The following is a 15791-nucleotide window of genomic DNA, read 5'->3' on the forward strand; positions in this document are numbered from 1 at the left end:
TTTAGCTTACATATATTAAGTGATAACCACATTTAGTAAATGAATAGTATTTCCGCCCTATCAATTCGCATTTCCGCTATACTAATACTGCTATTTTTAGCATCTCCCCCGTCAAAAACAGTGGAATAGTTGAATATGTCTGAAAACCGTAAACCTGAGCAGGGTATCAAACTTCGTGGCGCAGAAAAGGTCGCGCGTATACCTGTAAAAGTTATTCCTACGGTTGAAACGCCACGCAAGCCGGATTGGATTCGCGTGAAAATGGCAGCACCCGAAGAAGTGCAACGCATTAAATCAACCCTACGTGAACAAAAACTGCATACCGTTTGTGAAGAAGCTGCGTGTCCAAACCTCCCCGAATGTTTTGGTGGCGGTACTGCAACCTTTATGATTATGGGTGACATTTGTACACGTCGTTGCCCTTTCTGCGACGTGGCACATGGCCGTCCAAATGCACTAGACGCAGACGAACCACGTCACATGGCTGAAACAATTTCAAACTTAGGTTTAAAATATGCCGTGATCACATCTGTAGACCGAGATGACTTACTTGACGGTGGTGCACAGCACTTTGTTGACTGTATTAAAGAAGCACGTGCATTAAGCCCGAATACTTTACTTGAGATTTTAGTACCTGACTTCCGTGGTCGTATGGACATTGCGCTTCGCATTATGACTGAGTGTCCACCTGATGTGTTTAACCACAACATTGAAACGGTGCCGCGTTTATACAAAGCAATGCGTCCAGGTTCAGACTACCAACACTCTTTAAATCTGTTGAAAATGTTTAAAGAATATTGCCCTGACGTTCCAACCAAATGTGGTTTAATGGTCGGTATTGGTGAAACTGAAGAAGAAGTCATTTCACTTCTAGATGACTTACATGCACACGGCGTTGACTATGTAACAATTGGCCAGTATTTACAGCCTTCTAAAGAGCATGCGCCGATTGACCGCTTCGTTACACCAGAAGAATTTGAACGCTACACTGCGCATGGTCAAAAGCTGGGCTTTAGAAATATTTGGGCAGCGCCGATGGTTCGTTCAAGCTACTTCGCTGACCGTCAATACTATGGCGAACCTGTACCAGCAGTACGTCGCAAAGCAGATCCTGCGAAAAAGATTGCTGTTCAAACGATTGAAGCTTAATTTGCTGTGGTGTTAAACAGTTAAAACGCAAAAATTAAAAGCCCTCATATGAGGGCTTTTTTTATTACGATCTTCGTTCTTTATATTTTTCAATTACGTATTCATACATTTCTAACACAGTCATTGTTCAATAAACACCCTAATCTAATTCAAAGTCTAAAATAATCGTGATGCTACACATCACATCAAATTCATTTTATTACACCTTTTTAGTCTACGTTTTGCCTTATTTTCCGTGGAATTCTATAAAACGTATGACTGACCTCACGGTGTAAACAACGGGAGGTTTCAATGGGTTTCATTTTCGCCATTCTGTTTTTAATCTGTATCCTCTGGGCTATTTTTTATTTTGAACTCAGTCGCTTAATGGCAACTGCAATCATTATTTTTGCATCCCTCTTCACTGCTATTTTTATCAGTCCGTGGTCATTACTTTTAGGTCTGCCCTTAATTATTCTCAGCCTGATTGTGGTTATTGATCCGTTACGCAAGTCCTTAATCACTCAACCAGCCTATAAAGCTTTAGCCAAAGCCATGCCGAGTATGAGCAGTACCGAACGTGAAGCATTGGATGCAGGCACCAGTTGGTGGGAAAAAGAATTATTTATGGGTGCGCCTGACTGGAAAAAATTTGATGGTTATGTCTACCCAACTCTGTCTGCTGAAGAGCAATCCTTCTTAGATCATGAAGTTGAACACCTTTGTGGTTTACTCAATGAATGGGAAATTCATCACCACTTAAAAGATCTTCCTGTTGAGGCATGGCAATACATCAAAGAACAAGGCTTTTTAGGTTTAATTATTCCCAAAGAATACGGCGGTCGCGCCTTTAGCTCCTTTGCCCAAAGCCGCATCATGAGCAAAATTTCTTCACGTTCACTGACCACTGCCGTCAGTTGTATGGTGCCCAACTCTCTAGGCCCAGGTGAATTGCTTTTACATTATGGAACTGAGGAACAAAAACAGCGCTACCTACCAGGACTAGCCAAAGGTGAAGAAATCCCCTGCTTTGGTTTAACCAGTCCTGAGGCGGGTTCAGACGCGGGTGCAATACCGGACACAGGTGTAGTCTGTTATGGACAGTTTGAAGGTCAAGAAGTACTCGGTTTACGTATGAATTTTTCAAAACGCTGGATTACACTGGCGCCTATTGCGACTGTGATTGGTCTCGCTTTTAAACTCTATGACCCTGATGGACTATTAGGCGATGCAAGCAAAACTGAATACGGCATCACCTGTGCCTTATTACCTGCCAGTCATGCAGGTGTCCAAGTCGGCGCGCGACATAATCCTGGTTCACCCTTTATGAATGGCACAGTCGATGGACAAGATGTTTTTATCCCACTCGACTGGATTATTGGTGGGGTGGAAAATGCAGGTAAAGGTTGGCGCATGCTGATGGAATGCTTAGCTGTAGGTCGTGGGATTTCACTGCCAGCGCTCTCCACTGCTTCAGCTGAAATGGCTTATTTAAGTGTCGGTGCTTTTGCCAAAGTTCGCCAACAATTTAAAATTTCCGTAGGACATTTTGAAGGCGTGCAAGAAGCTACCAGTGATATTGCCAGCGGTGCGTATATGTTAGAAGCTTTTCGCTATATGGTGACTTGTGGTTTAAATGAAGGTGGAAAACCTGCGGTGATGACAGCTATGGCCAAATACTATGCCACCGAAACCATGCGTAAAATTGTCAATCATGGGATGGATGTCGTTGGTGGTCGGGCGGTACAAATGGGGCCACGCAATTTTTTAGCACTGAATTATCAGGCCATCCCCATTTCAATTACCGTTGAAGGGGCCAATATTTTGAGCCGTTCTTTAATGATCTTTGGTCAAGGCTCAATGCGCTGTCATCCTTATTTATATGAAGAACTCCAACTCCTTCAAGCAGAAGATACAAAGTCAGCTTTAGCGCCTTTCGACACGCTACTTTTTAAACATTTGGCTTATACTTTTAACCGAACAGCCCGTTCATTCAGTTATGGCATATTCGGTGGCCCTTCAGATGCTTCCGCACAGACAGATGCTTTCTCACGTCCTTTTTACAAAACCATTAACCGTTTCAGTTCAAACTTTGCCTTAACCGCAGACCTGTGTTTAGGCTTACTTGCAGGCGATATTAAACGCAAAGAAATGCTTTCAGGACGTTTGGCTGACATTCATGCCCATCTATTTATAGCAACCGCTATTTTGAAGTTTTATGAAAAAGGACAACGTAGTGAGGCTGAACAACAGCATGCACAACTGGCTTTAGAAAAAGCATTTGTTCAAATTCAGGATGCATTTGATGGTCTGTTTGCAAACTTTCCTATGCAAGCGGCAGCTTGTGTAGTCAAGTTCATCTGTTTCCCTTTTGGTCGTGTTGCCCAACAACCAAGTGATCAGCTAAAAACGCAATTAGGACGTGTGATCATGGAAAATAATCCTTTCCGTGAACAACTAAAGCAGCATGTTTTTTACAATACCGATCCCAATGACGTCTTTGGGCGTATGGAAAATGCCTTCCAAGCAGCATTAAAGATTGATCCACTGTGGACAAAGTTTAAAAAAGCGGAGTCTAAAGGACAATTTGAAGGCTTAGATTTTGAATCACATATTCAACATGCACTTGAAACAGGATTCATTAACCCTGAGGAAGTGGATCAGTTGATTCATTACAATGCTCAACGCTTCGATAGTATGCTCACCGACATTTTCGATCATGAGCTTGAACAGACACTAGATTTAAAGAATCCCTATCATACAAAGGCTTCCGATATTCAACCATAACCCTCTCATCGGTTTTGGAAACTCCTAAAAGATAAAAGTCCGTTTACGGGCTTTTATTTTATCCACACAATATAACCCAAGACAACAAAGCGAAGTTTTAAATCCAATACACGTTTAAACGGTAATAGAACTCTTCCACTTCCAAACGGACTTGATATCCCAGTTGGGTAAGTTCTGCTGAAAGATGACGAATATCTTCTAAGGGTAAATGTTTTGGCAATACGGTAAATACCGCAGTATTTCCATGTTTCGCACTCTCCTCAATTAGTGAGGCTAAACGTAATTTATAGACTTCAATATCTAAATACGCTTGGTTGGACATAATTTTTGCCTGTTCGGCATTAATAAAAGCAGCCATCTTTTCCTCCAAATTCGCCCAAGTATTGACTATGAAACTAACGCAGAACAAAACAGCGTATAACGTGATTTGGTAACACTGTGTAGCCATTCCTTAGAGAAATAACAATAAGAATCAAATCTATTTAAAAAGGCAGCGACTACAATCCAAATTTTTCTATTCACCAAACTCACTTACCGTTACAGAAAAAATAAATAAAGTTACCATCTATTTTATTTAAATAATAATTGTTATCATTTGCAATATTGTTTACTAATACACCAACTCTCTTCCATGAATAGCACAACTCAAATTGATGCCTTGGTTCATTCGGAAAAAGTCCGTCCGAAGCCTGCCAAAAAGAAGAAAGTCGACACACCACTTAGCTACCGTCTGATGGTGTTGTATCGATTTGCACTTGCATTGCTCGGAGGTTATCTCCTTGCTGCGCTCTCTGCATTAACCATTGCTAAAGTCTTTATTGCAAATCCTGTGAATGCGGCCATGAGCGCCACCCTCATTGCATTTTGTCTTAACTGTGCTGCCTTTATTTGGGTCTTTATGGTTCAAAAAACCTTAAAAGCAACACTCGGCATTGCTGTGCCATGTATTGCACTGTATGCCCTACTCAAATTTTTAGGATAGTTTTTCAATGCGTGTTGATCAAAAAGCGGAAGGACCGCGCCAATCCATGTCATGGTTGCATACATGGGCCAGTCTCATTTTAGGGTGGCTGCTGTATGCAATTTTTGTGACTGGAACCCTGAGTTTTTTTCAAAATGAAATTTCTACTTGGATGAAACCAGAAACACATCAATCTATCCCTGCGCAGTCTCAAGTACAACAAATGCAGGTCGCTCTCAACTATTTACAGAAAAACCACCTAGATGCTGGCAGTTGGAACATTCAACTGCCCAACTCACGCCAAACCACAACTGAAGTGACTATTCGTGCCGTTGGTGAAGACCCGAAAGCACGTCGTGGTGGAACACGCATCACCTTAGACAGTGCGACTGGTGAAGTGATTGAACCACGGGATACGCGTGGTGGTGGATTCCTATATCGTTTCCATTTTGAATTGTACGGTTTACCCCGCCTGTGGACGCGTTGGTTGGTCGGGATTGCCACCATGTTCATGTTGGTCGCAATTGTTAGCGGCATCATTACCCATAAAAAAATCTTTAAAGATTTCTTTACCTTTCGCTCTGGCAAAGGTCAACGCTCATGGCTAGATGCACACAACGCAACCGCTGTCTTTGCATTGCCTTTTCATCTAATGATTACCTTTAGTGGCCTACTACTGCTCATGTTTATGTTCATGCCTTGGGGAATTAACCAAGCGTATGAAAATCGACAACAGTTTTTACGTGACCAACAGGCCAGTATGATTGAACAGCCCCAAAAGGCTGAAGATGTGCCACGCGAAGGCGAAAGAGCGGCTCGTGGAGAACGTGGACAGCAACGCGGTGTACATGCTCAAGGTCGTGGTGAGGAACGCCCACCACAACCCGAACTCCGCCCTGCCCCACTGACAGAACTAGCGCCGATTATGGTAGCAGTACAACAACAGTGGAAAGACAATCCAATTGCTTCAATTAACATTATTTCACCCAATACAGACCAAGCCAAAATTGAGTTTCGTGCCTTGCGTGCCGAAAGCGTCGCGCATCGTAATATGTATGCAACCCTCCACTATAACGGTGTCACGGGTAAAAACGAAACGGATAAAAATATACGAATAAAAAATCCATCGATTCCAAGTGGCATTTATAACGTGGTCACTGTCTTACACGAAGCGCGTGGCCTCGACTTAGCACTGCGTTGGTTATTATTCTGCTCGGGTATTTTAGGCACGCTCATGGTGGCTACAGGTCTGATCCTTTGGTGTGTAAAACGTGCACCCCAACAGCAGAAACAAGGCTATAAATCGTTTGGTTTCCGACTGGTTGAAGTCCTAAATATTGCGGCCATTATTGGTTTGCCTTTGGCCTGCGCGGCATATTTTTATGCCAACCGTTTCATTCCAGCAGATGTAGAAATGCGCCTGAACTGGGAAATTCGTAGCTTCTTTACCGTATGGTTACTCACGCTGATTTATGCCATTTTCCGTAACCACCGCCAAGCATGGTTAGACTTACTTTTATTGGCAACACTCGCTTTCGCCTTGCTGCCAGTGGTCAACTTGATGACAGGCGGTCAGGCTTTGTGGAACAGCATTGCTCAGGGTCAATGGATGATTGCATCGGTTGATTTAGCCATGTGGGTAATGGCAGTGATTTTCTATTTCGCTTATGACAAAGTTAAAAAATATCAAGGTTTGCCGAACAAAAAAGTGAAAGTACCTGTTCAGGAGGCCGAAGCATGATTTGGTTTCTGATCATTTGGGCTTTAGCAGCCTTAGGTTTTTTTGCTCTTGCCAGCAGTATGTCTAAGCACCAAAAGCAAATCTTTGCTAAAGAACTGACACTTCAGCAAACACGCTTAGCAACCACTGTGGGTTGGTTACTGTTAATTGTTTCTTTGCTCATTTGCTTAACACAAGGACATTGGAGCACCGAAATCAGTTATTGGATTGGCGTAATTAGCTTCGCTGCACTGTTTGTTGGACTTTGCTTAAGTTATTTTGAGCAAAAAATTAAGAATATCGCTGTTTCAGTTTTACTCTTATTTATATTCAGCCTAACTTTGCACCTGATCTGAACCTAAAAGCCAATCTTCGGATTGGCTTTTTCACTTGAAAGCATTAGGCTATCCACAGTTTAAATCTTTGGTTATTTGTATGCCTAAATCTCCTAAAATTCCTGCTGAATTGGTCAACCTTGCAACAACAGGTAATAGTGACGCTCAATTTGAACTTGCTGAACTGTATATGCAAAGTGAAAATGAAGATGACATTACGCTTGCAGAAGAATGGGCGCTCAAAGCAGCAGCATTGGGTCATGTAGAAGCCATGTATTGGCTGGGTGAAGGTTATGCTTTTTATGCCAAAGAACTTCGCGAAGAAGATCCAAGCGAAGCTGAAACCTACTTTGGACATGCACATCACTGGTTAAAACAAGCCGCTGAACTCAAACACCCTACTGCAATATTAGAGTTAGCTGGTTTTTACCGTCGGGGCGATGTGGTTGAAAAAGATGTCGCTAAGTCAATTGAACTGGTACAACAAGCAGCGGAACTGGGTGAGGCTCAAGCCATGCGTGATTTGGCATTCATTTATGAAAATGCATTAGGTGTCGATGCCGATGAAGAAAAAGCCAAATACTGGCACGACAAGGCGGATGCCGCAGAACAAGAATAAACACAACTCCTCCTTTGATGTCATGCCAGTTAGTGAATAAACTGACTGGCATTTTTTAAATTTCATTCGATGGGCCATAAGGTCATCCGCAACCTAAGCAAGAATAAAAGCAATACTTTTATTTGCCGCGTAAGACGAAGTAGTCGCCTTTAAAATGAATTGTTTTTTGCAACAAAAGGCGCTCTAGATTCAAAAAATAAAAAGATTTTTCGGATGACAAATGTTTTTGGTTCTTTTGCCGAAACAAAAGAACGCCCAAAAAATTGGACTTAAAACTTACGCACAAAAATAATATCTAAATCCTGCTTCGGTACAAAATTCTTTTCTGTCATTTGAAATTGTGTCGAACTGATCTTTTTCACCTGACCATTCCAACAAAATGAAACCAATTCATTCGGGTCACGCTCAATGGTCAGTTTAAAACTTTGAATAGGTTTCGCCCAATTTGCACCCGTTTTTAAGATATAGCCCAAAGCTTGATAAGGTGCATATTGTGACTTGGCCTTTTTCAAACCTGCTTTAAAGTTTTGATCCATACAATAGATCTTTTCATCCTCTTCAGGATATAAAGAGACCGAACCACCGACCAATGGCATATATTCATGTTGTACATGGGTCAACGCATTGGCCTTAAACTTCTGCTGCCAACTATAAATAATTTGCGATTCCCAATAAATTTCATCATCCGCCTGATAGGGCTTTAAAAGCTGCTGCACTGTTTTGTCCTGACAACGATACAAACGCTGATTAAGCGTAGAGTCTTGTTGCAATAACCACGGATACATCAAATCTTGATCTGAAAAACCACATTTTTTCAAACCTGCAGTCACATCGACGACGTCACCAATGGAATTGAAGTCACCACCTGCCGTTAAAGCGGGTAAAAATGCACGCACATGCGTTTCTGGCTGAATCTTTTGTGCATTGGCTTGTACTTTAAAGCTTTGAATCAATTGTTCGGTATGCGCAAAATCGCTTTCACGCGAACTGCCCACACGCGGCAAGGGAAATAAAACAGTTTCCGTAATATCTTGAGCGGTAAGATTTTTAAATTGGTAATTCACCCGAATGATGTTTTTACTGATAAACAAATCTTCACTTTGCATACTGATTTTTGGATTTTTCAGATATTGCACACCGCCCGTTGCCACAAAACCCGTGCTGTCATTCGCACTGATCTGCATAGAGATGAACACGCATAGTCCGAGGATCTTTTTCATTTAACGTCTTCTTTTCATGTTTATTGTGCTGTTTCCATGCGAGCGCTTGAATGATCAAGCACGATCACTTGTCGGCAGATGCCCTCGACTTGACGTTGCTGTTCAAATACAGATGCAGGCATCGCATCAAAACTATCAAAGAAACAGATTTCCTGCTCATCTATAGAATAAACCAGTGAATGGTTTCCAATGCCTTCTAAAGTATCGTAATAGACAATGATAAATTTATTTTGCTCAAATTCCTGTTGAATTTGTTGGTAATTGATGGCCGATAAAACTGGCAGTTTTAGTTGCTCAGCTTCTGCATAACTCAATTTTTCTTGTGCTTGAAGCTCTGGGTCTTCATCAGTATAAAATTGAACATCAAAGCCAAATTTCTTTAATCCGACTGCCAAGCCAATGGTTGTCGTTCCGTTTTCTGCATCATAACCACAGACCTCTATCAACTGTTCAATATCCGCATCGATATATAAATGCTGGAGTAGCATCCATACCGCATAAATACCGCCATTAGCTTCAAGGTTCATTAAGGATTCAGGGATATTCACGGCCATAACACAATTCGAAAAAGATGATTGTGTTGATAATAAACAAAACATCGTTGGAACTGAATCAATTTCCAAGTACAATACTTCGCTAGTCGAGGGATGCTGCGACTTTTTCACAGGTACATAAATGTGAAATCGCTAGGCTCGACGATCCGGTTCAAATCCCTTTTGAATCAACAACGGCATCCGCGAACTGAATGATCAATTTTTTATATTAGGAGATCGTGATGAACGCGGTTACTGCTTCATTTACAGATTACAAAGTTGCTGATATTTCACTCGCTGACTACGGCCGTAAAGAAATCAAACTTGCTGAAGCAGAAATGCCAGCACTTATAGGCCTACGTAAGCGTTATGCTGCTGCAAAACCACTTGCTGGTGCAAAAATCCTTGGTTGTATCCACATGACCATTCAAACTGCGGTTCTTATTGAAACCCTAGTTGAATTAGGCGCAGAAGTTCGTTGGACATCTTGTAACATCTTCTCTACTCAAGATCATGCTGCTGCAGCAATTGCGGCTTCAGGTGTACCTGTATTTGCTTGGAAAGGTGAAACAGAAGAAGAGTACATGTGGTGTTTAGAACAACAAATCAATGTGAATGGCACGCCTTGGGATGCCAACATGATTTTGGATGATGGCGGTGATTTAACCCTCCTTGTTCATGAAAAATACCCTGAAGTGATTGCAAAAATCCACGGCGTAACTGAAGAAACGACTACAGGTGTTCAACGTCTGTATGAAATGCTTCGTGACGGTACTTTGAAAGTTCCTGCAATTAACGTCAACGATTCAGTAACTAAGTCCAAAAACGACAACAAATACGGTTGCCGTCACTCACTGAATGATGCCATCAAACGCGGTACAGATATGCTTTTATCTGGTCGTCGTGCACTTGTAATCGGTTACGGTGACGTAGGTAAAGGTTCTGCTCAATCTCTTCGTCAAGAAGGCATGATTGTACGTGTCACTGAAGTTGACCCTATCTGTGCAATGCAAGCATGCATGGACGGTTACGAAGTGGTATCTCCATACAAAAATGGCGTACAAACTGGTAAAAAAGAAGATGTAAATGTTGATCTTCTTCAAAATACTGACCTTATCGTAACGACAACTGGTAACTACCACGTATGCGACGCTGCAATGCTTGATTCATTAAAAGCAGGCGCTGTGGTATGTAACATCGGTCACTTTGACACTGAAATCGATACCAACTACTTACGTGGTTACAAGTGGGTTGAAGTGAAGCCACAAGTTCACCAAGTTTATCGTTCAGAAGATGAAAATAACTACTTGATCCTTCTTTCTGAAGGTCGTTTAGTTAACCTAGGTAATGCAACGGGTCACCCATCACGTATTATGGATGGTTCTTTTGCCAACCAAGTACTAGGTCAAATGCACTTGTTCGCTGAAAAATTTGCGGATCTTGCTGAAGATCAAAAACAAGCTGCCATTCGTGTAGAACTGCTTCCTAAGAAATTAGATGAAGAAGTTGCTGAGGCAATGGTTGCTGGTTTTGGTGGTGTGTTGACAACCTTAACTCAAGAACAAGCTGACTACTTAGGTGTAGCGGTTGAAGGTCCATTCAAATCGGACGCTTATAAGTACTAAGTTTTATATTTCCCCCTCATCCTAGCCTTCTCCTAGTGGGAGAAGGGACTTTTTATTATTAATGCAATTTATAGTGAAAGTCCCCTCTCCTGTAAAGCGGGTTTTAAGCACTGCTTTAAAGCTACGCGCAAGTGAGGGGCTAGGAAGAGGTCTAAATAAAAAGCATTTATAAAAAGGATTTGAACATGTCGAAACACATTCCTATTTCTTTTGAGTTTTTCCCGACCAAAACGGATGCGGGCGCAGAAAAACTGAAAGTCGTACACCAAGAATTACAGCTGCTAAACCCAGAATTTTTCTCAATTACCTATGGTGCAGGTGGTTCAACCCGTGAACGTACCTTAGCAGCGATTGCAGAATTTAATGGTAAAGGCACACCTGTTGCCCCTCACCTGTCGTGTATTGGCGATGACAAAGCACGTATTGCAGAGTTACTCGACATTTATAAAGATCAAGGCATTGACCGTATTGTGGCGCTGCGTGGTGACTTACCTTCAGGTCAAGTTGGCCTAGGCGAATTACCTTATGCCACGGATTTGGTTCGTTTTATTCGTGAACATTCGGGCGATCATTTCAAAATTGAGGTTGCCGCTTATCCAGAAATGCACCCTCAAGCAGATAGTTTTGACCTAGACATTCAACGTTTTTGTGACAAAGCCAATGCAGGTGCGAATGCCGCACTGACTCAGTTCTTCTTTAATCCAGATGCCTACTTCTACTTTATCGATCGCATTCAAAAAGAAGGCGTGAACATTCCTGTAGCACCAGGCATTATGCCAATTACCAATGCCAGCAACTTGATTCGCTTTGCAGATGGTACGGGTGCTGAGATTCCACGTTGGATTCGTAAGCAACTGGCAACCTATGGTGATGACACTGCCAGCATCAAAGCATTTGGTCATGAAGTGATTGTGAAACTTTGTGAACGCCTGATTGCAGGTGGCGCACCGAGTTTGCACTTCTACACCATGAACACCACTGACCCTACCCGCCAGCTTGTATTAGACCTCGGTTTAGCATAAGCATTTAAACTAGATTCACCCTATTTGAGAGTAAAACCGAATGCCTCGTTTTTTTATGGAAGCAGAACTCAATGTTGATCACACTGTCGAACTGACTGAAACTGTGTTTCACCATTGGGTCAAAGTTTTGCGTGCTCAAGTCGGTGAAACGGCTACCTTGTTTAATGGACAAGGCGGCGAATATGAAGTGACCTTAAGTGACGTTGCTAAAAAGTCAGCATCAGTTCAGGTCACGGCTTTTAACCCAACCAATCGTACGCCTGCGTTTAAAACTTTACTCGGTCAAGTCATGAGTAAAGGTGATCGTATGGACTATGTCATTCAAAAGGCAGTTGAATTAGGCGTTTCCGAAATTCAACTATTAACTTCTGAACGTTGTGAAATGCGTTTGAAATATGACCGCGACCAAAAGAAGATTGATCATTGGCAAGGCATTGCTATCGCGGCATGCGAACAATGTGGCATGAACATTGTTCCCACTATCCATGCTCCAGTCAGCTTAGACAAATGGCTCGCATCTGAATTACCTGCGACGCGGCTTGTACTTGCCCCGAATAAAGAAAAATTCGACGTATTGGCAAATGCAACACCAAACATTGCTCTACTCATTGGGCCTGAAGGTGGTTTAAGTGAGGCTGAAATTACGACAGCCAATGACCACAGTTTTATCAGCTGGTGTATTGGTGAACGTGTATTACGTACTGAGACAGCGCCAGTCGTCGCTTTGTCGATCCTCAATTACAATTTAGTGATTTAAATCACATAAACAGCCGAGTCACCCTTTTGTTCTGTTAATATATTGATTATTATGTACAACAATATTACCCTTGACTTATATCAAAATATAAATTGATTGTGTTTTACACAATGCATTTAAATTTGAAAAAAGACACAACACAACGCCATTGGGTCATAAAAAAAATAAGGTTTCGCGATTCATGCCAGATATTTCTACAGAAAATCTTGATCGGCACTTGCAGACTGCGCAAATATCGCATTCCATTAGCCATCTTCGTTTCCTCATCAGTAGCTTACTGATTCTTAATTTTTATATTTTCTGTGCATATCACTATAATTTTTCTCAAGATTCTTTTTATTTTAACCTGTGGTTTTTTATTTGCGAGTTTATTCTCAGTATTTTTTGGCTCGTGAACACCGTGTATTTCAACCCGAAAAATCACTCTGCCAAACATGCACACCGCTGGATTCAAGGCATCTGTTTAAGTATTGGTCTTTTGGTTGCAGCAGGCGTCGTATGTATCTACTACTACTTACCCAGCCTATCTGGCAATTTTAACTATACAAATGCCCTACTCTTATCTGCACTTTTAGTGATTGTCACACAGACCGTTTGCCTCACCTATTTAACGCAACGCATCAGTTATTTTTGTTTGGTTTTTATTCCGTCTATCACCCCTTATGTCCTCTCGCAATTTATCAACTTCGATGCCAATCATACTCTTTTTCACCTTGCTGTGAACTTTATTCTGATTGTGATTTTGCTCTGTGCCAATGCCACCAACCGTATTAATCAGCACTTATCCCGTCTCTCAATTAAAAATCGAGAGCTGAAAAAAGAAGCTGAAAAACAAGTCGCTTGGACCGATGATTTATGCAAGCAGCTACAAAACGAAGTGAATAAATCCAAAGAAATTGAACAACAGTTACAACTGAATAATCAATTGCTTGAGCAAAAAGTACGTGAACGAACCTTTGACGTAAATCAAATCAATAAAGACTTAAAAAATAAGCAAGAAAACCTATCGCTTGCCCATGAAATTTCAGGTATTCGTCCTTGGGATTGGAATATTAAAGATCGGCTCATTTCCTTGACCAATCACAAACAAGAAAAAGTACTTAAAAATTCCACAGAGCATCAACTTCAGCTTCAGTATCTAATTCATCCAAATGATATTGCCCCGTTTAAATCTGCAATGAAAAGTCATTTACGCGGTCATTCAGACCGCTATGAAGCCACTTATCGTGTGCAACACAATAACGGGAAATGGTACTGGGTACATGACACGGGACGCGTCATTGCTCGCGATCCAATCAATCAAAAACCGTTACAAATGGTCGGTATTCGACGCGATATTCAACATGAAAAAAGCAACCAAGAACGCCTTCGACTAGCAGCGAGCGTCCTTGAACAAGCTGAACAAGGGATTTTCATCTTAGATGAAGACCTGCGTTATATCGACGTAAATCCGTTCTTTGAGCGTTTGGCTGGTTTTGAGGCTGTACAAATTAATGGCAAGCATCTGTTTGATATTGTTGCGAACTATAAGTCGCATCAACGCAGCACACATAACCAAATCATTGGACAGCTCCTAAAAAAAGGCGAATACGACGGTGAACTTAATGAAAAGTTCCTATCAGGCAAAGAGCTGTGTATTTGGATGCATCTGAATGCCATTACCGACGAGCAAGATCGTGTCACGCATTATATTGGTATCGTGTCCGATTTAACCGAGCGTAAACTACAAGAACAGCGTCTTTCCTATTTAGAAAACTACGATACGCTGACCGATTTGCCCAACCGTTTTTACTATAACTATCAGCTTCATCAGTATTTGGTTTCTCAACAAGACAGCATTAAACAACTGGCGATTATTCGGCTCAATATCGACCGTTTCCGCCCATTGAATGAATTCTTAAGCAATAATGGCGGAGATGAACTGCTGCGCCAAGTTGCCCAGCGCCTTCGTTTAACCAATGCTGAAGCCTTGATAGTGGCTCACTTAAATGGTGACGATTTTGCAATTGTATATGAGGTCTCTCATATTCGCCCCTCTGTTCAGGAACATATTGATCGCATTAACAAAGCCTTTAGCCTGCCTTTTGATATTTTTGGTCAAGAGCACATTATTACGCTTTCAATGGGGATTTCGCAGTACCCCGAACATGGTCGTCAACTGGACTACTTAAACAACTGTGCTGAACAAGCACTGAGTGAAGCAAAGCGCTTAGGTGGAAACGCCACAAAGTTCTACAGCCTGAGCAATACCGTTGCATTGGAAGAAGGGATCTATTTAGAGCGCGATTTAAGACTGGCGATACAAAACAATGAGTTGGTGGTTTACTACCAACCCAAAATCAACTTTCACAATCAGAAGATTTATGGTTTTGAGGCATTGGTACGCTGGAATCACCCGACCAAAGGCATTGTGCCACCAGGTCTATTCATTCCGATGGCAGAAAAAACCAGCTTAATTTCAGATATTGGCCGCATTGTAATTTTACAAACCGCTAAGCAAATCAAAGAATGGAATAAATTGGGTTTTGATAATATCTGCGTTTCGGTCAATGTGGTTGCCCAACAATTACAACGTGGACAGCTTTTAAAGGACTTAGATGAAGCCCTTGATCGATATAAAATCAGTGGTAGTAGCCTCGAATTAGAAATTACAGAATCCACTTTGGTTGAAAACTCGGAAGCGGTGAAGAACCTCCTTGAAACCATCAAATCGCGTGGCATTCATATTTCTTTAGATGATTTTGGCACAGGTTATTCATCGCTGTCTTATCTGACCGACTTTCCAATCGACACCTTAAAAATTGATCGAAGCTTCATTTCAAAAATTGGACACTGCAAACAAGAAGCTATTGTGAGCGCCATGATTGCCATGGGGAAAGCCATGGGTATGACCGTGGTGGCGGAAGGAATTGAGACCGAACAACAACTGAGTTACCTACAAAACTTAGAATGTGATATCGCGCAAGGTTATTTATTTTCCAAACCTCTTCCGCAGCTCGATGCTACCCAATATTTAAGAGATCATCTCGACACACCCTCGTATACATACTTAATATAAATCAGACTGTTTTAGCTCTAAGTTTG

Annotated in this window: 13 protein-coding genes; 10 read left to right on the top strand and 3 right to left on the bottom strand. The window is 41.7% G+C overall.

Annotated elements, in window-relative coordinates:
- Nucleotides 1-135: 135 nt before the first annotated feature.
- Together lipA and WH214_RS09655 are read left to right on the top strand one after the other, a co-directional pair.
- Nucleotides 136-1149, top strand: coding sequence for a lipoyl synthase (lipA, locus tag WH214_RS09650; RefSeq protein WP_004693928.1), 1014 nt, complete (start codon nucleotides 136-138; stop codon nucleotides 1147-1149).
- 291 nt (nucleotides 1150-1440) lie between these two features.
- Entirely contained in the window at nucleotides 1441-3915 is a 2475-nt protein-coding gene (locus tag WH214_RS09655; RefSeq protein WP_339421150.1) for an acyl-CoA dehydrogenase, read from the top strand.
- A 97-nt stretch (nucleotides 3916-4012) separates the two neighbouring features.
- Here the strand turns inward: WH214_RS09655 and WH214_RS09660 are convergent, their stop codons facing one another.
- Nucleotides 4013-4273 carry a hypothetical protein gene (locus tag WH214_RS09660; protein WP_339421152.1) on the bottom strand — a complete coding sequence of 87 codons (261 nt, stop codon included), beginning with the start codon at nucleotides 4271-4273 and terminating at the stop codon, nucleotides 4013-4015.
- Nucleotides 4274-4546: 273 nt separating this feature from the next.
- Between WH214_RS09660 and WH214_RS09665 the strand changes: the two genes are divergently transcribed.
- The 4 genes from WH214_RS09665 to WH214_RS09680 all read left to right on the top strand — a co-directional run bounded on the left by WH214_RS09665 (nucleotide 4547) and on the right by WH214_RS09680 (nucleotide 7550).
- Complete coding sequence (locus WH214_RS09665) at nucleotides 4547-4897, top strand: hypothetical protein (protein WP_005399742.1); 351 nt, start codon at nucleotides 4547-4549, stop codon at nucleotides 4895-4897.
- A gap of 7 nt (nucleotides 4898-4904) precedes the next feature.
- The gene (locus WH214_RS09670) at nucleotides 4905-6617 is read left to right on the top strand and encodes a PepSY-associated TM helix domain-containing protein (protein ID WP_339421155.1); all 1713 of its coding nucleotides are present in this window, start codon (nucleotides 4905-4907) and stop codon (nucleotides 6615-6617) included.
- Nucleotides 6614-6952: a DUF3325 domain-containing protein gene (locus WH214_RS09675; RefSeq protein ID WP_339421157.1), complete on the top strand. Its 339-nt coding sequence runs from the start codon at nucleotides 6614-6616 to the stop codon at nucleotides 6950-6952. The genes WH214_RS09670 and WH214_RS09675 overlap by 4 nt, the downstream gene beginning before the upstream one ends.
- Before the next feature lie 79 nt (nucleotides 6953-7031).
- Nucleotides 7032-7550, top strand: a complete 519-nt coding sequence (locus WH214_RS09680) for a tetratricopeptide repeat protein (RefSeq protein WP_058869429.1) — start codon at nucleotides 7032-7034, stop codon at nucleotides 7548-7550.
- A 269-nt stretch (nucleotides 7551-7819) separates the two neighbouring features.
- Here the strand turns inward: WH214_RS09680 and WH214_RS09685 are convergent, their stop codons facing one another.
- Together WH214_RS09685 and WH214_RS09690 are read right to left on the bottom strand one after the other, a co-directional pair.
- Nucleotides 7820-8770, bottom strand: a complete 951-nt coding sequence (locus WH214_RS09685; RefSeq protein ID WP_339421159.1) for a DUF4424 family protein — start codon at nucleotides 8768-8770, stop codon at nucleotides 7820-7822.
- A 20-nt stretch (nucleotides 8771-8790) separates the two neighbouring features.
- A complete protein-coding gene (locus tag WH214_RS09690; protein ID WP_339421161.1) occupies nucleotides 8791-9324 on the bottom strand; it encodes a cysteine peptidase family C39 domain-containing protein in 534 nt (177 codons plus the stop codon).
- A 221-nt stretch (nucleotides 9325-9545) separates the two neighbouring features.
- On the opposite strand from WH214_RS09690, the gene ahcY reads away from it, so the two are divergent.
- The 4 genes from ahcY to WH214_RS09710 all read left to right on the top strand — a co-directional run bounded on the left by ahcY (nucleotide 9546) and on the right by WH214_RS09710 (nucleotide 15765).
- Entirely contained in the window at nucleotides 9546-10928 is a 1383-nt protein-coding gene (ahcY, locus tag WH214_RS09695) for an adenosylhomocysteinase (protein ID WP_339421163.1), read from the top strand.
- 185 nt (nucleotides 10929-11113) lie between these two features.
- Nucleotides 11114-11950 (top strand): methylenetetrahydrofolate reductase [NAD(P)H], encoded by an 837-nt coding sequence (gene metF / locus WH214_RS09700; RefSeq protein WP_339400535.1) that lies wholly within the window; start codon nucleotides 11114-11116, stop codon nucleotides 11948-11950.
- A gap of 40 nt (nucleotides 11951-11990) precedes the next feature.
- Nucleotides 11991-12707, top strand: a complete 717-nt coding sequence (locus tag WH214_RS09705; RefSeq protein WP_234303802.1) for a 16S rRNA (uracil(1498)-N(3))-methyltransferase — start codon at nucleotides 11991-11993, stop codon at nucleotides 12705-12707.
- A gap of 181 nt (nucleotides 12708-12888) precedes the next feature.
- Complete coding sequence (locus WH214_RS09710) at nucleotides 12889-15765, top strand: bifunctional diguanylate cyclase/phosphodiesterase (protein ID WP_339993269.1); 2877 nt, start codon at nucleotides 12889-12891, stop codon at nucleotides 15763-15765.
- Nucleotides 15766-15791: the final 26 nt, after the last annotated feature.

The sequence above is a fragment of the Acinetobacter sp. MYb191 genome, from assembly GCF_037572605.1.
GTDB lineage: Bacteria > Pseudomonadota > Gammaproteobacteria > Pseudomonadales > Moraxellaceae > Acinetobacter > Acinetobacter johnsonii.